Below are 18,821 nucleotides of genomic sequence, written 5' to 3'. Positions count from 1 at the left end.
CAAGGGAGTGCGATGGCCGGGGAAAGCCTGATTCCACGTTGTTACGACGAACCGTCGCTTCATGCCGATGCTGTCCGGTCCCCTGTCCCACGCCCATGATTTATCATCCAAGCTCGGGGCCTGGAAGCGTCACGGATCATGGGGATCTGTTTTCGGGATCCGGTTTTTCGGCAACGAGTCAGCATAGGGGGACGCCGGACGGCGTTCGTGCATGTCTATTTCAATAGGGAAGATTCAATGAATATCAGCATCTCCAAACACGCGGTCGTGGCCGCGGGTATCTTCGGCCTGGTCCTGGCCGTGTCTTCGGCCCCGGCGCAGGCCCAGCGCAAGAGCGCGCAGGACCAGCGCAAGGAACAGGCCGCGCAGATTCCTACCTGCGCCAAGCCGCTCGGTTCCATCTCGGTGATCGAGCCGGAAGACGCGACCAACTGGTGGACCGGCCAGCAACTGCCCGCGCCATCCAAGCTGATCAAGGTCTTCGTCAACAAGTCGCGCTGCTTCACCCTGGTCGATCGCGGCGCCGGCATGAGCGCGGCGATGAGCGAACGCGCGCTGGCTTCCAGCGGCGAATTGCGCGGCCGTTCCAACATCGGCAAGGGCCAGATCAAGGCGGCCGACTACGTGCTGGTACCCGACCTGATCGCACAGAACAGCAATGCCGGCGGCAATGCGCTGGGCGGCCTGCTGGGTGGCCTGGTCGGCGGCAACGCCGGCGCGCTCATCGGCGGCCTCAACTTCAAGAAGAAGACCGCCGACGTGGTCCTGACCGTGACCGACGTGCGTTCGTCCGAGCAGGTGGCCATGGCCGAGGGCACCGCCAAGAAAACCGACCTGGGCTGGGGCGCGGGCGGCGGCCTGTTCTCCGGCGGCGGTTTCGGTGCCGCGGGCGTGTCGGGCTATGCGAATACGGAGATCGGCCAGGTCATCACCCTGGCCTACCTGCAGGCCTATACCGACATCATCGGCCAGTTGGGCGGCTTGCCGGACAACGCCTCGGCGGCCAACGCCACCCAGGCGGTGACCGTGACCAAGGCGGCGCGTTTGCTGGCCAACTCCAAGGGCACCGGCAAGGCCGTGCGTTCGCTGGACCCGGGCATGATGCTGTACCCGACCGGCAACAAGGACGGCCTGATGTGGGAAGTGGAAGACGAGCTGGGCAACAAGGGCTGGGTCAATTCCACCAGCATCGAGCTTTCCAAGTAATCCGGGTTCGCTCCATTGCTTGATTCGAAGGGCCGCATGCGAATGCGGCCCTTTTTTTGTAGGAGCGGGCCTTGCCCGCGATGCTCTTGGCGAGAAAAAGCGAAAAGCATCGCGGGCAAGGCCCGCTCCTACGCCCCGAAGGAAGCCCCTCGGGGGACAAGGCCCCCAGCTTGGGTTTCCATCGCAATGGCCCAATAATCGGTCCATGGAAATCAAATCAGACAACCCGGACCACGGCTTCCAGTTCCCCGGCACCTTCGAACTCAGCGCGATGGGTAGCGCCGACACCGGCCTGGAAAGCGAACTTCCCCGCTTGCTCACCGACGCCGGCATCGAAGTGCTGACCGAGAACATCAGCTGGAAGCATTCCTCCAACGGCAAGTACGTGTCCGTGCGCATCGGCTTCCGCGCCGACAGCCGCGAGCAGTACGACGCCGCGCACAACGCCTTGCGCGCACATCCGGAAGTGAAGTGGACGATATGACCGCATCGCCGTGCCGGGTGCGCGAGCTCGGGCGCCAGCCCTACGAACCGGTGTGGCGCGCGATGCAGCGCTTCACCGATGCGCGCGGCGAAGACACCGTCGACGAGATCTGGCTGGTGGAGCATGACCCGGTATTCACCCTGGGCCAGGCCGGCAAGCCGGAGCACGTGCTCGCCGCGGGCGACATCCCGGTGGTCCACGTCGACCGCGGCGGACAGGTCACCTATCACGGCCCGGGACAGATCGTGGCCTATCCGCTGTTCGACCTGAAGCGGATGAAGACCGGCGTGCGCGAGTACGTGTGCAGGATCGAGCAATCGATGATCGACACCATGGCCGAGTGGAACATCCACGCCGAACGCAAGGACGGCGCGCCGGGCGTATATGTGGCCGGGGCCAAGGTCGGCGCGCTCGGCATCCGCGTGCGCCGCGGCCGCACCTTCCATGGTCTGGCCTTCAACGTCGCCATGGACCTGGAACCATGGCACCGGATCAATCCCTGCGGCTACCAGGGACTGCAGGTGACGACGCTCGCCGATCTCGGCGGCCCTTCCGGCATGGAGGCGGTGAAGCCGGTGTTGCTGGCGAACATGGCCAGGCAATTCGGACTCGAGTTGCAGCCGGCGACGGAATTGCCGGACCTGTCTTTGGCTGCCTGATCGCGGGAGCGGCATTGTGGGAGCGGCATCCCGCCGCGAGCTCTTGATCCGCTCTGTGGCCTGACCTCCATGTATCGGACAGAAGCAGGAGCAGGAACAAAGCAAAGGCAAAAGCTCGCGGCGGGACGCCGCTCCCACGGGTCGTGACACAATCGCGATTCCATGGATGCCACTAATCCGACTTCCGATGAATTCCTCGATACGCTGATCGAGCGCGGCCTGTCGCGCCTGCGGGCGAGTTCGCCACAATCCGCGGTCCTGCTCGATGACACCGCCTTCGTCCCACGGATGTCGAAGGTGATCGTAGCCAGCGATTTCGCGCTGGAAACCCTGCGCAGGCAGCCCGGCCTGCTGGCGACGCTGGCCCATGACGATGGCGTGACGCCATTGCCGCCGCCGTTGCTGGCGGCGGGCGAACCATCGCTATGGCCCGAACAACTGCGCCGTTATCGCAGCGCCGAATCCACGCGCCTGGTCTGGCGCGACGTGCTGGGCCTGGAAGATGTCGATGCGATCCTCGCCGGCAGCACGCGTTTGGCGGAAACCTGCTTGCGAACCGCACTCGCCGCGCTGGAAGTCGAATTCGCCCGGCGCCACGGCATCGTGCGCGCGGCCGATGGCGCGCCGCAACGGCTGGTGGTGTTCGGCCTGGGCAAGCTCGGTGGCGGCGAGCTGAATTTTTCTTCCGACATCGACCTGGTCTACGCCTATCCGCAGGGCGGCGAATCCGATGGCGCGCGGCCGCTGGCGGCGGAAGATTATTTCGCCCGCCTCGGCCAGCAGCTGGCGAAATTGCTGGACGAGCCGACCGTGGACGGCTTCTGCCATCGCGTCGACCTGCGCCTGCGTCCATTCGGCAATGCCGGACGGGTCGCGTTGTCCTTCGCCGGCATGGACCAGTATTTCCAGCGCGAAGGCCGCGACTGGGAGCGCTACGCCTGGCTGAAGGCGCGCGCGGTCGCCGGCGACATCGACGCCGGCGAACAGTGGCTGCAGACCTTGCGCCCGTTCGTGTATCGCCGTTACCTGGATTTCACCGCGCTCGACGGCCTGCGCGACATGAAGGCGGCGATCGCCGCCGAGGTGGCGCGCCGCGAACTGGACGACGACATCAAGCGCGGTGCCGGCGGCATCCGCGAGATCGAGTTCCTGGCCCAGGCCCTGCAGCTGATCCATGGCGGGCGCGAGCAGCTTTTGCGCGAACGCCGTCTGTTGCCGGCCCTGCGCGCGTTGATGGAAACACGGCGGATCTCGCGCGAAGACGGCGATGCGCTGGTCCACGCCTATCGCTTCCTGCGCAAGCTGGAGAACCGCCTGCAGATGCTGCGCGACGCGCAGACCCACGCACTGCCCGGGGACGCGCTGGATCGCGCGCGCATCGCCCATGGACTCGGTTATCCACAATGGGCGGCCCTGCGCGAGGCGCTGGAAATCCAGCGCGCGCGTGTCGCCGCCGAATTCGGCGAGTTGCTGGCGCCGCGCCAGCGCGAATCCGTGGCCGGTGCGCTGACCCGGTACTGGCGCGGCTTGCCCGGGTCCGGTGAGGCCGAGGCGCTGGCGGACGCCGGATTCGCCGATCCCGGCAATGCCGACGCGGCATTGCGCGATTTCGCCAATTCCAGCGGCGTGCTCGGGCTCTCCGATGGCGCGCGCGTGCGCCTGGACCGGGTCTTGCCCGCGCTGCTCGAAGCGACGGTGCGATCGTCGCAAGCCGACGCGGCGCTGAAGCGATTGCTGGTCCTGCTGCGCGCGATCCTGCGCCGCACCAGCTACCTGGCCTTGCTCGACGAGCAACCCAGCGCCTTGAACCGACTGGTCGAAGTGGTGAGCCGCAGCGCGCTGCTGGCCGAGCGGTTGGCGTTGTATCCGCTGCTGCTGGATGAATTGCTGGACACCCGCGTCGGCGGGCCGATGCCCGACCGCGCCGCCATGCGTCGCGAATGCGCCACCGCCTTGCAGGAAGACGATCCCGAGATCGCCCTGCGCATGCTCAACGAAATACGCCTGGCACTGAGCTTCCGCATCGCCCTGGCGGCGCTGGACGGACGCCAGTCGGCGCGCGACAGCACCCGGCAACTGGCCTGGCTGGCCGATGAGGTGGTGCGGGTCGTGCTGCGCAGGGTGCAGGAAGAGGTCGCCGCCGCGCATGGCGAAGTCGCGGGCGGGCGCTTCGCGGTGATCGGCTACGGCAGCCTGGGCGGCGAAGAGCTCGGCTTCGGTTCGGACCTGGATCTGGTGTTCCTGTTCGACGCGCAGGAGAGCGCGGTTTCCGACGGCGCGCGAGCGCTCGAGGCGGGCCGCTGGTATGCGCGCCTGGCGCAGAAACTGGTCGCCCTGCTGGGCGCGGTCACCGGCGCGGGCCGTTTATACGACGTGGACGTACGCCTGCGGCCGGACGGCGCCAAGGGCCTGCTGGTGTCTTCGCTGCCCAGCTATCGCGACTACCAGCGCGAACGCGCCTGGACCTGGGAACACCAGGCCCTGGCGCGCGCGCGCGGCATCGCCGGGGACGAGTCGCTGCTTGCCGAATTCGACGCGATCCGCGCGCAGACCCTGGCGCAGCCGCGCGATCCGCAAGTGTTGCGCGAGGACGTCATCAAGATGCGCCTGAAGATGCGCGCCGAACTGGATCGCAGCGATGCCGCACGCTTCGACCTCAAGCAGGGCGCCAGTGGCCTGGTCGACCTGGAGTTCCTGCTGCAGTACCTGGTGCTGCGCGAATCCGCGGCGCATGCGGGATTGTTGGTTCCGCGCGATACGCCGGGACTGATCGAAGCGTTGGCTGCCGCCGGCCTGCTCGATGGCACGCTCGCGCCATCGTTGATGCAGGCGCATTCCACCTTCGTCAGCGAAGGCCTGGCCTGCACCCTGGACCGGCGTCCGCGGCTGGTGGTGGAAAGCGAGGCGGTGGCGTCATCGCGATCGGTGGTGGGTGCCGCGGTGCGTGCGCAGGGCCTGGGATTCGATCCCGCGTAGGAGCGGGCCTTGCCCGCGATGCTTTTGGCGTTGAAGCAAGAGCATCGCGGGCAAGGCCCGCTCCTACGCAGCAAGGCGCTCCCGCACGATCGCCGCGACCCGCGCGGTTTCGCGCAGCGGCTCCACCGGGTACGCGGCGAGTGCGGTGTCCATCGCGCGGATGCGTCCGTTCTGCAGCAGCGAATCGAGGAACCGGCGCGGCCGCCCGCTGACCCGCTGCGGGTCGAATACGAACACCGGCGCCGCGGTCGCGCAGGCTTCGGAAACCATGTTCACCGAATCCGGCGAACACACGATGCGGTCGGCCCAGGCCAGCACGCCCGCATACGGATTGGCGCCATCGGCTTCGCCGCACCAGACCAGGCCCGGGGTTTCCACGTAGCGATGGCGCAAGGCGGCGACCAGGTCCGCGGGCGTGCGTCGCGAAGTGGTGACCAGCACGCTGCCGCCGTCGCGGGCCAGCGACACTTCCAGTTTCGCGGCCAGCACCTCGAAGGCGCTGCGGTCGAAACGCGCATGCGCGCTGGAGCCGCCCAACAGCACCGCAGTGCGTGGCTGCGGCAATTCCGCGAACGAGGCGAACGCATCGCGCGCCTGCAGCAGCCATGCATCGTCGACCGGATTCAGGCTGCCGAGCAGGGCGATGACGTTGCCGCCTTGCAGGCGGTCGTGTTCGGGCGCGACCACCAGGTCCCAGTGCTTCGTGTCGATGCGCGGGTCGAGGATCTGCACGACCTTGCCACCGCGTTCGCGCAGCAGACGCGTGGCCAGCGCCGCCTGCCGACCGCAACCGATGGACAGGCGCGGCGGCTGATCCAGCGCCTGGGCGAATGCGGGGCCGAAGGCGTTGTCGGCACCCGCGAAACGGTGCGGCGCGAACAAGCGCCAGGGCAGGCGTGGCCGTAGCGACCAGTCCGTGGCCGGACCGCAATCCAGTGCCGCAGCCAATGCATCGGCCTGGCGCCGGTTGCCGGCATGGCCGTCGGTGAGGGTCCAGAGCTGTGTCGAATCCATGGTTGGCCGAGTCATTCGTTCCAAAAATTAAAACAATCCGTTCCGAAGTGACTGTATGTATCCATTATCAGGACACTCTACACTTCCCACCTCGATCTGCGGTGCCTCGCGAATCCGCCCGATCACCCAGTTCTCCACCCAATGCTCCACCTGATTCCTCCAAGGACGTGACATGTCGGAAGTCTTGAACGATACCGCGCTGGACCAGCTGTTCCGCAGCGCCCGCACCCAGAATGCCTTCCTCGACCAGCCGGTCGAAGATGCGCAGTTGCATGCATTGTATGAATTGCTGAAGTGGGGCCCGACCGCGGCCAACACCACGCCGGCACGCTTCGTGTTCGTCAAATCCGCGGAAGCCAAGGCCAAGCTGGGCCCGACCCTGGACCAGGGCAACTACAAGAAGACCCTGGCCGCCCCGGTCACCGTGATCGTCGGGTTCGACGAGGATTTCCACGAGAAGACCCCGTTCCTGTTCCCGCACGTGCCCGATGCCAAGGGCTGGTTCGACGGCCCGCGCGAGAACCGTCACGTCGCCGCGTTCCGCAACGGCAGCCTGCAGGGCGCGTATCTGATCCTGGCCGCGCGCGCGCTGGGCCTGGACGCCGGCCCGATGTCGGGTTTCGACAATGCCAAGGTCGACGAGGCCTTCTTCGCCGGCACCGCGATCAAATCCAATTTCCTGGTCAACCTGGGTTATGGCGATCCCGCGGGCGTGTTCCCGCGCCTGCCGCGCCTGTCGTTCGACGAAGCGGCGCGGATCGAGTAACCCGCTTCCCCATTCCCTTTCTGTTCCACCCCACCCGATATTAGAGGAATCCATCATGCGCAAGACCCTGCTCGTTGCCGCCCTGTTCGCCTTCGCCGGTTCGGCCTTCGCCGCGCCGGTCACCTACAAGCTCGACCCGACCCACACCGACGTGATCGCGCAGTGGAGCCACTTCGGCTTCTCCAATCCCAGCGCGCATTTCGGCCAGGCCGATGGCAGCCTGGTCTACGACGCCGACAACGTCGCCAAGTCCAGCGTGCAGGTGACCTTGCCGCTGTCGGGCCTGAACGCCTTCAGCGCCAAGTTCGACGAGCACTTGCGCAGCGCCGACTTCTTCGACGCGATCAAGTTCCCGTCCGCCAGCTTCAAGAGCACCCGGGTCGAAGACCTGGGCGGCGGCAAGCTCAAGGTCAGCGGCGACCTGACCATCAAGGACATCACCAGGCCGGTGGTGCTGGACGTGACCCTGAACAAGGTCGGCGAGAACATGCAGAAGCAGGCGGCGATCGGCTTCGACGCCAGCGCCACGATCAAGCGCAGCGATTTCGGTGTGGGCCTGTATGCGCCGGCGGTGAGCGACGAGGTCAAGATCCGCATCACCACCGAGGCGGGAGTGCCCAAGACCGAATAAGCCACGGCCACCGCTGTCCCCGGCAACGCCGGTCGCGCTTCCATCGCGGCCGGCGTTTTCTTTTGCGCAGCGGAATAGGGTAGGGTTCCAGCCGATGCGCGCGTCCGGTCCGGATCCGGACGGTCGCGCTGCACCGCGACCCTTTGCCCCCGGAGAACCGCCATGCGCAAGACCCTGCTCGCTGCCCTCCTGTTCGCCTTCGCCGCTCCGGCCTTCGCCGCCCCGGTCACCTACAAGCTCGATCCCAACCACACCCTGGTTCTCGCCAGTTGGAACCACAAGGGTTTCTCGCACCCCAGCGCCAACTTCGGCCAGGCCGATGGCACCCTGGTCTACGATGCCGAAGACGTGGCCGCCTCCAGCGTGCAGGTGACCCTGCCGCTGTCGGGTTTGAATGCCTTCGTCAAGGATTTCGACGAGCATCTGCGCAGCGCCGACTTCTTCGACGCGATCAAGTTTCCGTCCGCGACCTTCAAGAGCAGCAAGGTCGAAGCCGCGGGCGAAGGCAGGCTCAAGGTCGGCGGCGACCTGACCATCAAGGACATCACCAGGCCGGTGGTGCTGGACGTGACCCTGAACAAGGCCGACAAGCTAGGCGACGGCCGCGGCATCATCGGTTTCGACGCGACCGCGACGATCAAGCGCAGCGATTTCGGCGTGGGCCTGTACGTGCCCAATGTCGGCGACGAGGTGAAGTTGTCGATCACCACCGAGGCGATCGTGCCGAAGACGGAATAGCCGGCGAAGCGGGTTTCCTCGAACGCCAAACCCGTAGAGCGGGGCTCGCCCCGCTGCCCTTGCTTCCACGCGACGGATGGAAAAGCAGCGGGGCGAGCCCCGCTCTACGGGGTGCCGTCCTTTTTCGGCATGGACCCGGCTGCTAGACTGCAATCCCTCGCGTTCCATCGAATAAAGCCATGAACCAGACCGCCGCCGCGCCCGCCAATGCCGAGAAGCGCTACACCGTGCACCGCAGCGATCTGCCGCTGAGTTGCCCGTTGCCGTCGATGGCCTTGTGGAATTCGCATCCGCGCGTGTACCTGGCCATCGAGGACGCGCCGGGCCACGAAGTGCAATGCCCTTACTGCGGTTCGCATTTCGTCCTCGCCGACTGACGTCGCGCGCACGGGCCCTGCGCCGATGCGTCGATTGACCGTGGTCCAGTTGCTCCCGGCGCTCGAGTCGGGCGGGGTCGAACGCTCCACTCTCGAAATCTCAGAAGCGCTGGTCGCCGCGGGCCACCGCTCGATCGTCGTTTCCGCCGGCGGCCGCCTGTTGCCTGCCTTGCGCGCCACCGGCGCCGAGCACATCGCGCTGGATATCGGGCGCAAGTCGCTGCTGACCTTGCGCCATTTGCCGGCGTTGCGGAAACTGTTCGTTGGCGAACAGGCCGACATCGTGCACGCGCGTTCGCGCCTGCCGGCGTGGCTGGGATGGAAGGCGCTGCAGGCTATCGCCGTGGCGCAGCGCCCGCATTTCGTCACCACCATGCACGGGCTCAACTCGCCCGGCCGCTACAGCGCGGTGATGACCCATGGCGAACGCGTGATCTGCGTGTCCGACACGGTGCGCGACTATCTGCTGCGCCACTATCCACGGACCGATCCCGGCAAGCTGCGGGTGATCCCGCGCGGTATCGATACGACCCGGTTCCCACGTGTCGCGGAACCCGGCCCTGCATTGCGCGGGGAGTTCGCCAGGGAACATCCGCAACTCGGTGGCGAAGGGCCGCTGCTGCTGCTGCCGGGACGCGGCACGCGACTGAAAGGCCATGTCGATGCCTTGCGCCTGCTCGCGGCCCTGCGTGGCGATGGCGGCGATGCGCGCCTGTGGCTGCCCGGCGCGCGCGCGGCCGGGCGCGAGGATTACATCGCCGAAATGGAAGGCGAAGCGGTTGCGCTCGGCATCGCCGATGCAGTGGCCTTCACCGCCGCGACCTCGCGCATCGCCGAGGCCTATGCGGCCTCGGACCTGGTGCTGCAGCTTTCGCGCAAGCCCGAATCGTTCGGCCGTACCGTGATCGAAGCGCTGTCGGTCGGCCGTCCGGTGCTGGGCTGGGCGCATGGCGGGGTCGGCGAATTGCTCGCCGAGCTGCAACCGCAGGGCGCGGTGCCGGCCTTCGACGAAGCAGCGCTCGCTTCCACCGCACGCGCACTGCTCAGGCACCCGCCGTCGCCATTGGCTACGATGCCCTATACCCTGCGCGCCATGCAGGAGGCCACCCTGGCCCTTTACCAAGAGCTTGCCGATGACCCTTCCCCGCGCGTTGCACGCTGATTCCCCGATGGCACCCGAGCACGGCTGGCGCTGGGCGCCGGCATGGGTGCTGACCTTCGTCGCCCTGTGGCCCGCCGCCGGCTACGCCGAAGCCATCATGGTGCTGGGTGCGCTGGCCGCGATCGTGCAGTTGCTGATGGTGCGTTTCCGCGGCGGCACGCGCCTGCTCAGCGGCCCGGCCTGGGCGCTGACCAGCGTGATGTTCTTCGCCTACTGGACGCCGCAGCTGCTCTCCTCGTTCGATGCGCTGGATGCGAAGCATGCGTTCTACAAAACCGCCACCGGGCTGCGCTACCTGCCATTCCTGTGGCTGGTGGCCTCGGCGGTGGCCAACGAGCATGGCCGCCGCACCACCTTCAATGGGTTGGCGATCATCGGCGCGATATGGACCGTGGATGCGCTGCTGCAGGTCGACTCGGGCACCAGTCCGCTGTTCTGGGGCATCGACCAGATCAAGCAGCTGATCAGCGGACGCAGCATGTGCACGGCCGCCGACGTGGCCGTGCTCGATCGCCTCAGCGGGATCCTCGGGCCCTGCAATCTGAAGCTCGGCGTGGTCCTGGCCAGCCTTTCGCCTTTCGCCCTGTTCGCGGTCGCGAAACGCTTCGGCCTGCTCGGCTGGTCGCTGGCGGCGGCGGCGATCGGCATGGTGATCCTGCTGGCCGGCGCGCGCGCGGCATGGCTGACCTACACCCTGGTGCTGGTGTTCTCGGGCTGGCGCCTGCTGGGTTGGAAGAAGTTGCTGGGCGTGTTCGCCTTCGGTGCGGCCACGCTGGTCGTGCTGACCCTGTTCTCCCCGCAATTCCAGGAGCGCATCCAGCGCACCGCGCATGTCCTGACCGCCGATGAAAGCGGCGTGGACGTGGCCTTGTCCGGACGCACGCGGATCTGGCGCGCGGCCACCTGCATGATCGGCGAACACCCGATCAACGGCGTCGGCGCGCGCAACTTCCGCGAGGAATTCCCGGCTTGCGATCCTTCCCCCGACATAAGTCCTGCCTGGGGCGACGGCCCCGCCCACCATGCCCACCAGATCGTCCTGGAAATCCTCAGCGAGACCGGCGCGATCGGCCTGCTGCTGTGGCTGGCGGGAGCGGCCCTGGCCTGGCGCGCCTGGCGCTATGCCACGCCCGAGGCCCGCGACCGCGCGCGACCGGCGATGCTGGCGCTGGGTGTCACCGTGTTTCCGTTGAATACCCACCTGGCGTTCTATTCCACCTTCTGGGGCGGGCTGACCCTGCTGCTGGCGGCGTTGTATTCGGGCAGCCTGCTGGCCCGGGACGATGACTGAAGCAAGCGCGGCGCGCTGCTGGTTCATCGCGCCGCTGGACCTGCTTGCGGCCGGCGTCGCCCGCCTGCCGCAATCGATCCTGTTGTGGCTGGGGCGCGTGATGACCTGGCTGCTGGGGCCGGCCATGCGCAAGCGCAGTCGTTATGCGCGCACCAATATCGCGCTGTGCTTCCCCAGTCTCGACGATGCCCAGCGCAAGCGCCTGCTGCGCGACAACCTGCGGGCGACGGTCACCGGCGCACTCGAGCTGATCCGCGCCTGGTATGCGCCTTCGTCCGCGTTGGCGGGCCTGGCCGAGATCGAAGGCATCGAACACCTGCGCGCGGCGACCGCCGCCGGACGCGGTGTGTTGCTGTTCGGCGGACACTTCACTACTTCCGAACTGTGCGCGCGGCTGCTGCAGGAAGTCGCCGCGCAGCCGGTGCACGTGGTGGTCCGGCGCAACAACCATCGCTGCCTGGAAGCGATGTTCGACCGCGCGCGGCGCAGTCGTTTCGCCGGCACCATCGCCAAGAAGGATGTGCGCGGATTGTTGCGGATACTCTCGAGCGGCGGCGTGGTCGCGTATTCGGCCGACCAGAACTTCACCTACCAGAACGCGTTCGTGCCGTTCTTCGGCATCCCCGCCGCGACCCTGACCGCGACCCCGGAACTCGCCCGGCGCGGCAAGGCGGTGGTGCTGCCGTTCTGGTTCCATCGCGACGCGGACGGCCGCTACCGCCTGCGCATCGAGGCGCAATGGAGCGGCTGGCCCAGCGGCGATCCGGCCGCCGACGCGGCGCGCTACATGGCCGAACTGGAAAAGCCGGTCCGCCAGCATCCCGAGCAATACCTGTGGGTGCACCGGCGCTTCAAGACCCGGCCGCCGGGTGAAGCGGATGTCTATTGATAGGGTGGGCCCCGGCCCACCGCTCGGAGTGTTGCAAGATTCCGGAAGGTGGGCCGGGGCCCACCCTATGGGTCATTCGTAGAGTTTTCCGCGGCCATCGGGCTGGCGCTTGAAGCGGCGGTGGATCCACAGGTATTGCGCCGGCGCCTTGCGCACCATCGCCTCGATGGCCGCCATCACCCGCGCGGTATCGGCGGTCGCATCCTTGCCGGGGAAGTCCGCGAAGGCCGGCGACAGGCGTAGCGTGTAGCCGCCATCGGCGCGGCGTTCGTGGGCGAAGGCGATCACCGCCGCGCCGGACAGGCGCGCCAGCTGGTGGGTCGAAGTCAGGCTGTACGCGGGCAGGCCGAAAAACGGCACGAACACGCTTTCGCCGCGCCGCGTGTCCTGGTCGGGCGCGAACCACAGCAACCCGCCCTGCTTGAGATGCTTCAACGCCGGCCGCAGCTCCTCGCGGGTGAACATGTGCGTCGCATAGCGCAGGCGTCCGTGCTTGACCGCCCACTCCATCGCGCCCTGGTCGTGCGGACGGTACATGCCGGCCAGTGGCGCGTGGTCGCACATCAGCCGCGCGGCGATCTCCAGGGTGGTGAAGTGTCCGGAAATCACGATCACCCCGCGCCCGCCTTCGCGCGCGGCCGCCAGATGTTCCAGCCCTTCCACGCGCAGGCCGCGACGCATCGGCTGCACGCTGCCCCACCAGGCGCGGGCGAACTCGAACAGGCCGATGCCCAGTTCCGAGAAACTCTTGCGCACCAGCGCCGCCCGTTGCGTGGTTTCCAGTTCCGGGAAGCACAGGGCGATGTTGCGTTCGGCCACGTGCCGGCGATCGCGCAGCACCGCGTGCAGCAACCCGCCCAGCCAGTGCCCGAGCACGCGCTGCAGCCGCCACGGCAGCCGGGCCAGCAGCGCGGCCAGGCCGATGCCCAGCCAGGCAGGCCACTGGCGCAAGCCCTTCGGCGCGGGGTCGTTGTCGATTCGGTGTTCTGCCATACAGCGATTCTAACGGTTCAGTTGGTTATCCTTCTTCGATGCGGATGGACCTGACCGAGCGTTTCCTGCGTGGCCTGTATTCGGCCGTGCTCTATGTACTGACGCCGGTCACGGTCTATCACCTGATCTGGCGCGGGTTCCGCTTTCGCGAGTATTTCCAGCGTTGGAACGAGCGCTATGCCTCGTACCCGCACCCTGCGCGGCAGACCGATGTGTGGTTGCACGCGGTGTCGATGGGCGAGGTCAACGCCGCCGCGCCGGTGGTCGATGCGCTGCGCAAGGCGCACCCCGAATGGCGCTGGCTGGTCACCACCATCACCCCGACCGGCTCGGCGCGAGTACGCGCGTTGTGGGGCGACGAGGTCGAACACGTCTATGTGCCCTACGACCTGCCTGGCGCGGTGTCGCGTTTTCTGCGCCATTACCGGCCGCGACTGGCGCTGGTCATGGAAACCGAGTTGTGGCCCAACCTGCTGTTCGGTTGCCGCGATCGCGGCATCCCGGCCTACATCCTCAACGCGCGGCTGTCGGCGCGCTCGCTGCGCGGTTACCGGGCACTGGCCCCGCTGATCGCGCGGGTGGTGCGCACGCTGCGGTGCATCGGCGCGCAATCCTCCGCCGATGCCGGGCGTTTCGTCGCCCTGGGGGCGACGCGCGAGGGCGTGATCGATACCGGCAACCTCAAGTTCGACATCGCCGTGCCCGAAGGGCTCGACGACTTCGTGCAGACCTTCAGGGACAACGTGGGGCAGCGCCCGGTGTGGATCGCCGCCAGCACCCACGAAGAGGAAGAAGCCGCGGTGGTCGCCATCCATCGGCGCTTGCGCGAGCGTTGGCCGGAGCTGCTGCTGCTGTGGGCACCGCGACATCCGGAACGTTTCGGGCGCGTGGCCGAACAGGCCCAGGCCGCTGGCTGGAAGGTGGCCACGCGCAGGAAATCGACTTGGCCTGGCGACGATGACGACGTATTCGTGATCGACACGATGGGCGAACTGATGGCGTTCTACGCCTGCGCCGAGGCCGCCTTCGTCGGCGGCAGCCTGCAGCCGGTCGGCGGGCACAACCTGCTCGAGCCCGCCGCGGTCGGCACCGCCATGGTCACCGGCCCGCACCTGCACAACTTCGTCGAGATCTCGCGGCGCCTGCGCGAAGCCGGCGCGCTGGTGGTCGCCGACGATGCGGACGGTATCGCACAGGCGCTCGGCGAGCTGCTCGCGGATCCGCAAGCGCGCGACAGGATCTCCGGAGCCGGACGCGCACTGGTGGAGCAGGGGCGTGGCGCGCTGGCCAGGACCCTGCAGATGATCGATGCCGATCTGCCTTCCGGTAACGCGTAGAAGTTCGATCCTGCTCGTGTGGAAGGGTGTGGGAGGGGCTTCAGCCCCGGCGCATTCTGCGCGCAAGCGTCGGGACTGAAGTCCCTCCCGCAAAACCGATCGGATATCGCAAACGATTACGGCGAACCGGGGTTCGCCGCAATCGATCAAGCCGTTGCCGCAACCGCGGATTACGGCGTGGCGGGCGCCAGCTGCGTGTCCGCATCCACGGTCAGCAGGCGGTTCACGTCCTGCACGTCGCTGCCGTCCAGGGTGCCGGCGGCCTGGTCCAGCAGCAGGCGGTTCTGCAGGTAGTTGTACTTGGCCAGCGCGTAGTTCTGCTGGGCCTGGAACAGGTTCTGCTGGTTGATCAGCACGTCCAGCACGGTGCGGGTGCCGACTTCCAGGCCGACCTGCGAGGCTTCGTACGCCGCCTTGGCCGAAACCAGGGCCAGGCGCCGCGCCTCGATCTCGCTGATGCCCGCTTCCAGGGTCTGGTAGGCGTTGCGGGTGTTGCGCACGATCGCGCGCTTCTGCTGCTCGTAGCCGTCCTGGACCGCGTCGCGGTTGGCCAGGGCCTCGCGCACCCGCGACTGGGTGGCGCCGCCGGAGAAGATCGGAACGCTCAGGGTCAGGCCGACCGTGGTGCCGGTGCCGCTGCCGCCGTTGGCCGTATCGCCCCAGGCCGCATCCTTGCCCCAGCTGCCGCCGAGCGACAGCGTGGGCAGGTGCCCGGCGCGCGCGGTGGCCACGCTGGCGTCGGCCGACTGCACCTGGTATTCCAGCGACTTCAGCGCCGGGTTGGTGGCGACGGCAGTGCTGACCCAGCCTTCGGCGTCGTAATCGGTCGGCAGCACCGGGCGGAAGTCGTCCGGCAGCGCTTTCAGATTGCTGATCGGCTGGCCGGTGATCTCGGTCAGGGCCTCGTACGCGTCCTTCAAGGCGTTCTGGCTGGTGATCACGCTGGCGCGGGCGCTGTCGTACTGGGCGCGGGCTTCGTGCACGTCGGTGATCGGGGCCAGGCCCACGTCCAGGCGTTTCTGCGCGTAGTCGAACTGCTTCTGCAGCGCGGTCTGCTGCGCTTCGGCCGCGGCCAGGGTCTCGATCGCCACCAGCACGTTGAAATACGCGGCGGAGGTACGCGTGATCAGCGAATCGTTGGCCGCTTCCAGGTCGAAGTCGGCGGCCTGGCTCAGCGCCTTCTGCCCGCGCAGGGTCGAATAGCGGCTGAAATCGAGGATCGATTGGTCAACCCGCAGGCCGTAGCTGCGGGTGGTGTTGGTCAAGCTGCCCGGTACGCCGTCCTCCTCGTTGCGGCTGCGGCTGAGCGAGGCGCTGCCGTTGACCTGCGGCAGCAGGTTGGCGCGTGCCTGCACGGCGCCTTCCTTCTGCGCCAGGCGCCCGGATTCGGCGGCGGCCAGCTGCGGGTCGCCGGCACGGGCGAGTTCATAGGTCTGCATCAGGTCGGTGGCGCTGGCCGCATCGATGGTGGCGAATGCGGGCAAGGCCAGGGCGAGCGCGAGGACTAGGGGGCGGCGGCTCATGCGGTTTCCTTGTTCAATCAAAAGACGAATTCCGGCGCGGGGGCCGCGCCGGCGAGGTAGGGGAGGTCGGTTTCAAACAACGATTCGATGCGCGGTCCGTTGACTTCGTTGTGGACCAGCACCGCTTCCATGACCGGCGAACGGCCGCGGACCACGAACAGGCGTCCACCCGGACGCAGCCATTGCAGGAATCGTGGCGGTACCGCCTCGACTGCGGCGGTGACGCAGATCGCGTCGAAGCGGCGGTCGGTGGCGTAATCCAGCGCATCGACGTTCTCGACGCGGACATTGTTGCCGTGGCCGCTGATATCCAACTGATGGCGCGCGCGCGCGGCCAGCTCCGGATTGATTTCCAGGCTGACCACTTCACGCGCCAGCGCGCCCATGCACGCGGCCAGGTAGCCGCCGCCGGTGCCGATTTCCAGCACCTCTTCGCCGGGCTGCAGCAGCAGGCCCTGCAGGGTGCGGCCTTCGACCACCGGCTTCATCATCTTCTGGCCATGGCCCAACGGGATCTCCACGTCGGCATAGGCCAGGGCGCGGTGGATCTCGGGAACGAAAGCCTCGCGCGGCAACGTGGCCAACGCTTCCAGCACGCGCGCATCCAGCACGTCCCAGGGACGCACCTGCTGCTCGACCATCATTTCGCGGGCTTGGCTGTAATCGATCATCATGGGGTCATCCGGGTGGAGTCATCTGCTCGGGAGCCGGGCATTTTAGCGGCTCGGGGCGTGCTTCGAGGCGGCATTCCGCTGAACAACAGCATCGCCGTAGTAGTACACCCATACGCAGTGCCGGAAGTCATCGCGACCTTCGTCCCATCCGGCAATGGAGATGTCCACTTATCGCACCGCATAGGCGCGCAGGAACATGTCCACGGTGGCCTCAATATGCGTCGCCACGTCGCCGCGCGAGGGCTTGGCGCACAGGCCGCAGATCATGCGCCCGTGCATTTCGCCCTTGATCAGCGAAAAGAACTGTTCGGCCGCGCGCGACACATCGGGGATCTGCAGCTCCCCGGCCTCTACCCGCGACTGCAGGAAGGCGGCGAAGGCATCGTGGGTGCGCTGCGGGCCGGCTTCCCAGAACAGCTTGCGCAAGGGGTCGTCGGCCTGGCCGAGCGCCATCATCATGCGCTGGGTACTGATCGCCTCGTCGCTGCTGACCAGGGCGAAAAAGGCGTTGGCGATGACCTTGAGCTGCGCCCGCAGCGGGCCTTTCAGCTCCTGGGCGAACAGGTCGTCCGGCAGCATCTCCTCGCACTTGGCCCGCACCGCGGCGGAGAACAGGGCCTCCTTGTCGCCGAAATGGCTGTACACAGTGAGTTTGGAAACCCCGGCCTCGGCCGCGATCTGGTCCATGCTGGCGCCGTTGAAGCCTTCGTTCGAGAACAGTCGCTTGGCGGCTTCCAGGATCGCGGCGCGCTTGCCCAGGTCCTTGGGGCGGCCGGGGCTTGCGGTCTTGGCCGCGGTCTTGGGGCGGCTGGCGGGAGAGGCATTGCTGACCATCTGCGAATACTAGACTAATCGGTTCGATATTTATACTATACCGCCAAGTCCACTTATTGCCCAATCACGGCCAACCATACGGAGTATCCGACCCATGAGCAGTTTGCGCCTCCTCGCAATCCTCGTCCTGCTCGCCGGTCTCGCCGGTTGTGGCGGCCAGGTCGAAACCTCCGAGACGGCTCGCCCGGTGCTGGTGGTGCATCCCGGCGGCGGCGCGCAGGCGGCCTTGTCCGCCTATGCCGGTGAAGTGCATGCGCGCGAGGAAAGCCCGCTTTCGTTCCGGGTCGGCGGCAAGCTGGTCCGCCGCGACGTGGATGCGGGCACCCGGGTCAAGCAGGGCCAGGTGCTGGCGGTACTCGATGCCGACGATCTCAGCCTGCAAGCCCAGTCCGCCCAGGCCCAGCTCGCTGCCGCCGAGGCCGACCTGGTCCGCGCCCGTGGCGATCGCGACCGCTACGCCAAGCTGGTCGGCGACAAACTGGTCAGCCAATCGACCTACGATGCGCAGAACGCCGCCTACAAGGCGGCCGAAGGCCAGGCCCGCGCCGCCCGCGCGCAACTCGACGTAGCCCGCAACCAGGCCGCCTATTCGCAATTGCGCGCACCGCGCGATGGCGTCATCGCCACCCGCCAGGTCGAAGCCGGACAGGTCGTCGCCGCCGGCCAGACCGTGTTCACCCTGGCCGCCGACCAGGGCCGCGAGGTCGCCATCTCGCTGCCCGAGAACCGCATCCGCCAGTTCGTCGTCGGCCAACCGGTGCTGGTGGAATTGTGGAATGCACCGGGCGAACGCCTGCCCGGGACGATCCGTGAAATCTCCCCCGCCGCAGACCCGCAGACCCGGACCTACGCCGCCCGCGTCAACCTGGTCGGCGACGCGGCCAAGGCGGTCGAGCTGGGCCAGAGCGCCCGCGTCTATGTGCAGGAAACCGGAGCCGAAGCCGCCCTCAGCCTGCCGCTGTCGGCGATCCAGCGCGGCGCCGGCGGCGCTACCGCGGTCTGGGTGGTCGATCCGCGGACCGGCAAGGTGAAGTCGCAACCCGTGCAGCTCGGCCGTTACGGCGAAACCGACGTGCCGGTACTGGCCGGGGTGAAGGCCGACGATTGGGTGGTTGGCGCCGGCGGGCACCTGTTGCGCGAGGACCAGCCGGTGTCGCCGGTGGATCGCGACAACCGGCCCATCAAATCGAAATGAGGCGGAGCGAGATCATGTCAGTGGAAATTGAAGCGACACGACACGATTCATGCCCGGCACCGATCCCCCCTC

At 67.5% G+C, this 18,821-nt stretch carries 18 protein-coding genes; 13 read left to right on the top strand and 5 right to left on the bottom strand.

Going from position 1 to position 18,821, the window contains the following annotated elements; translation table 11 throughout:
• Positions 1 to 237 precede the first annotated feature (237 nt).
• The 4 genes from CSC74_RS10735 to glnE all read left to right on the top strand — a co-directional run bounded on the left by CSC74_RS10735 (position 238) and on the right by glnE (position 5,325).
• Entirely contained in the window at positions 238 to 1,206 is a 969-nt protein-coding gene (locus CSC74_RS10735; RefSeq protein WP_162314458.1) for a CsgG/HfaB family protein, read from the top strand.
• Positions 1,207 to 1,411: 205 nt separating this feature from the next.
• Positions 1,412 to 1,690: a DUF493 family protein gene (locus CSC74_RS10730; protein WP_162314457.1), complete on the top strand. Its 279-nt coding sequence runs from the start codon at positions 1,412 to 1,414 to the stop codon at positions 1,688 to 1,690.
• Positions 1,687 to 2,349, top strand: a complete 663-nt coding sequence (gene lipB, locus CSC74_RS10725) for a lipoyl(octanoyl) transferase LipB (RefSeq protein ID WP_162314456.1) — start codon at positions 1,687 to 1,689, stop codon at positions 2,347 to 2,349. Before CSC74_RS10730 ends, lipB begins: the two co-directional genes overlap by 4 nt.
• A gap of 162 nt (positions 2,350 to 2,511) precedes the next feature.
• A complete protein-coding gene (glnE, locus tag CSC74_RS10720; protein WP_162314455.1) occupies positions 2,512 to 5,325 on the top strand; it encodes a bifunctional [glutamate--ammonia ligase]-adenylyl-L-tyrosine phosphorylase/[glutamate--ammonia-ligase] adenylyltransferase in 2,814 nt (937 codons plus the stop codon).
• A 63-nt stretch (positions 5,326 to 5,388) separates the two neighbouring features.
• On the opposite strand, the gene CSC74_RS10715 is transcribed toward glnE, so the two are convergent.
• On the bottom strand, positions 5,389 to 6,339 hold the full coding sequence (locus CSC74_RS10715) for a mitochondrial fission ELM1 family protein (protein WP_162314454.1): 951 nt from the start codon (positions 6,337 to 6,339) through the stop codon (positions 5,389 to 5,391).
• Positions 6,340 to 6,511: 172 nt separating this feature from the next.
• On the opposite strand from CSC74_RS10715, the gene CSC74_RS10710 reads away from it, so the two are divergent.
• From CSC74_RS10710 to CSC74_RS10680, 7 genes are all read left to right on the top strand, one after another.
• Complete coding sequence (locus CSC74_RS10710) at positions 6,512 to 7,105, top strand: malonic semialdehyde reductase (protein ID WP_162314453.1); 594 nt, start codon at positions 6,512 to 6,514, stop codon at positions 7,103 to 7,105.
• Between the two features lie 55 nt (positions 7,106 to 7,160).
• Positions 7,161 to 7,736, top strand: a complete 576-nt coding sequence (locus CSC74_RS10705) for a YceI family protein (protein ID WP_162314452.1) — start codon at positions 7,161 to 7,163, stop codon at positions 7,734 to 7,736.
• Positions 7,737 to 7,898: 162 nt separating this feature from the next.
• Positions 7,899 to 8,474 carry a YceI family protein gene (locus CSC74_RS10700; RefSeq protein ID WP_162314451.1) on the top strand — a complete coding sequence of 192 codons (576 nt, stop codon included), beginning with the start codon at positions 7,899 to 7,901 and terminating at the stop codon, positions 8,472 to 8,474.
• Between the two features lie 179 nt (positions 8,475 to 8,653).
• On the top strand, positions 8,654 to 8,851 hold the full coding sequence (locus tag CSC74_RS10695; RefSeq protein WP_162314450.1) for a zinc-finger domain-containing protein: 198 nt from the start codon (positions 8,654 to 8,656) through the stop codon (positions 8,849 to 8,851).
• Positions 8,852 to 8,876: 25 nt separating this feature from the next.
• Complete coding sequence (locus CSC74_RS10690; RefSeq protein WP_162314449.1) at positions 8,877 to 10,013, top strand: glycosyltransferase; 1,137 nt, start codon at positions 8,877 to 8,879, stop codon at positions 10,011 to 10,013.
• Positions 9,985 to 11,304, top strand: coding sequence for an O-antigen ligase family protein (locus CSC74_RS10685; RefSeq protein ID WP_246193155.1), 1,320 nt, complete (start codon positions 9,985 to 9,987; stop codon positions 11,302 to 11,304). The genes CSC74_RS10690 and CSC74_RS10685 overlap by 29 nt, the downstream gene beginning before the upstream one ends.
• Positions 11,297 to 12,193, top strand: coding sequence for a lysophospholipid acyltransferase family protein (locus CSC74_RS10680; protein ID WP_162314448.1), 897 nt, complete (start codon positions 11,297 to 11,299; stop codon positions 12,191 to 12,193). Before CSC74_RS10685 ends, CSC74_RS10680 begins: the two co-directional genes overlap by 8 nt.
• Positions 12,194 to 12,265: 72 nt before the next feature.
• Here the strand turns inward: CSC74_RS10680 and lpxL are convergent, their stop codons facing one another.
• Positions 12,266 to 13,186 (bottom strand): LpxL/LpxP family Kdo(2)-lipid IV(A) lauroyl/palmitoleoyl acyltransferase, encoded by a 921-nt coding sequence (gene lpxL / locus CSC74_RS10675; protein ID WP_162314447.1) that lies wholly within the window; start codon positions 13,184 to 13,186, stop codon positions 12,266 to 12,268.
• A gap of 38 nt (positions 13,187 to 13,224) precedes the next feature.
• Between lpxL and waaA the strand changes: the two genes are divergently transcribed.
• Positions 13,225 to 14,523: a lipid IV(A) 3-deoxy-D-manno-octulosonic acid transferase gene (waaA, locus tag CSC74_RS10670; protein ID WP_162314446.1), complete on the top strand. Its 1,299-nt coding sequence runs from the start codon at positions 13,225 to 13,227 to the stop codon at positions 14,521 to 14,523.
• 170 nt (positions 14,524 to 14,693) lie between these two features.
• Here waaA and CSC74_RS10665 read toward each other — a convergent pair whose 3' ends face one another.
• The 3 genes from CSC74_RS10665 to CSC74_RS10655 form a co-directional block, all read right to left on the bottom strand.
• Positions 14,694 to 16,046 carry a TolC family outer membrane protein gene (locus tag CSC74_RS10665; protein WP_162314445.1) on the bottom strand — a complete coding sequence of 451 codons (1,353 nt, stop codon included), beginning with the start codon at positions 16,044 to 16,046 and terminating at the stop codon, positions 14,694 to 14,696.
• A 17-nt stretch (positions 16,047 to 16,063) separates the two neighbouring features.
• Positions 16,064 to 16,720 carry a protein-L-isoaspartate O-methyltransferase family protein gene (locus CSC74_RS10660; protein ID WP_162314444.1) on the bottom strand — a complete coding sequence of 219 codons (657 nt, stop codon included), beginning with the start codon at positions 16,718 to 16,720 and terminating at the stop codon, positions 16,064 to 16,066.
• A gap of 168 nt (positions 16,721 to 16,888) precedes the next feature.
• Positions 16,889 to 17,554: a TetR/AcrR family transcriptional regulator gene (locus CSC74_RS10655; protein WP_162314443.1), complete on the bottom strand. Its 666-nt coding sequence runs from the start codon at positions 17,552 to 17,554 to the stop codon at positions 16,889 to 16,891.
• 94 nt (positions 17,555 to 17,648) lie between these two features.
• Between CSC74_RS10655 and CSC74_RS10650 the strand changes: the two genes are divergently transcribed.
• On the top strand, positions 17,649 to 18,749 hold the full coding sequence (locus CSC74_RS10650; RefSeq protein ID WP_162314442.1) for an efflux RND transporter periplasmic adaptor subunit: 1,101 nt from the start codon (positions 17,649 to 17,651) through the stop codon (positions 18,747 to 18,749).
• Positions 18,750 to 18,821 lie beyond the last annotated feature (72 nt).

Source organism: Pseudoxanthomonas yeongjuensis, from assembly GCF_010093345.1.
GTDB classification, from domain to species: domain Bacteria; phylum Pseudomonadota; class Gammaproteobacteria; order Xanthomonadales; family Xanthomonadaceae; genus Pseudoxanthomonas_A; species Pseudoxanthomonas_A yeongjuensis.
Note: the sequence above shows the minus strand (reverse complement) of the source record. Positions and strands in the feature narration are given on the sequence as shown.

What these genes read in the sequence shown, in the direction of transcription:
- CSC74_RS10735 (WP_162314458.1), top strand. Translation starts at nt 238, where the DNA reads ATGAATATCAGCATCTCCAAACACGCGGTCGTGGCCGCGGGTATCTTC.
- CSC74_RS10730 (WP_162314457.1), top strand. Translation starts at nt 1,412, where the DNA reads ATGGAAATCAAATCAGACAACCCGGACCACGGCTTCCAGTTCCCCGGC.
- lipB (WP_162314456.1), top strand. Translation starts at nt 1,687, where the DNA reads ATGACCGCATCGCCGTGCCGGGTGCGCGAGCTCGGGCGCCAGCCCTAC.
- glnE (WP_162314455.1), top strand. Translation starts at nt 2,512, where the DNA reads ATGGATGCCACTAATCCGACTTCCGATGAATTCCTCGATACGCTGATC.
- CSC74_RS10715 (WP_162314454.1), bottom strand. Translation starts at nt 6,339, where the DNA reads ATGGATTCGACACAGCTCTGGACCCTCACCGACGGCCATGCCGGCAAC.
- CSC74_RS10710 (WP_162314453.1), top strand. Translation starts at nt 6,512, where the DNA reads ATGTCGGAAGTCTTGAACGATACCGCGCTGGACCAGCTGTTCCGCAGC.
- CSC74_RS10705 (WP_162314452.1), top strand. Translation starts at nt 7,161, where the DNA reads ATGCGCAAGACCCTGCTCGTTGCCGCCCTGTTCGCCTTCGCCGGTTCG.
- CSC74_RS10700 (WP_162314451.1), top strand. Translation starts at nt 7,899, where the DNA reads ATGCGCAAGACCCTGCTCGCTGCCCTCCTGTTCGCCTTCGCCGCTCCG.
- CSC74_RS10695 (WP_162314450.1), top strand. Translation starts at nt 8,654, where the DNA reads ATGAACCAGACCGCCGCCGCGCCCGCCAATGCCGAGAAGCGCTACACC.
- CSC74_RS10690 (WP_162314449.1), top strand. Translation starts at nt 8,877, where the DNA reads ATGCGTCGATTGACCGTGGTCCAGTTGCTCCCGGCGCTCGAGTCGGGC.
- CSC74_RS10685 (WP_246193155.1), top strand. Translation starts at nt 9,985, where the DNA reads ATGACCCTTCCCCGCGCGTTGCACGCTGATTCCCCGATGGCACCCGAG.
- CSC74_RS10680 (WP_162314448.1), top strand. Translation starts at nt 11,297, where the DNA reads ATGACTGAAGCAAGCGCGGCGCGCTGCTGGTTCATCGCGCCGCTGGAC.
- lpxL (WP_162314447.1), bottom strand. Translation starts at nt 13,186, where the DNA reads ATGGCAGAACACCGAATCGACAACGACCCCGCGCCGAAGGGCTTGCGC.
- waaA (WP_162314446.1), top strand. Translation starts at nt 13,225, where the DNA reads ATGCGGATGGACCTGACCGAGCGTTTCCTGCGTGGCCTGTATTCGGCC.
- CSC74_RS10665 (WP_162314445.1), bottom strand. Translation starts at nt 16,046, where the DNA reads ATGAGCCGCCGCCCCCTAGTCCTCGCGCTCGCCCTGGCCTTGCCCGCA.
- CSC74_RS10660 (WP_162314444.1), bottom strand. Translation starts at nt 16,720, where the DNA reads ATGATGATCGATTACAGCCAAGCCCGCGAAATGATGGTCGAGCAGCAG.
- CSC74_RS10655 (WP_162314443.1), bottom strand. Translation starts at nt 17,554, where the DNA reads ATGGTCAGCAATGCCTCTCCCGCCAGCCGCCCCAAGACCGCGGCCAAG.
- CSC74_RS10650 (WP_162314442.1), top strand. Translation starts at nt 17,649, where the DNA reads ATGAGCAGTTTGCGCCTCCTCGCAATCCTCGTCCTGCTCGCCGGTCTC.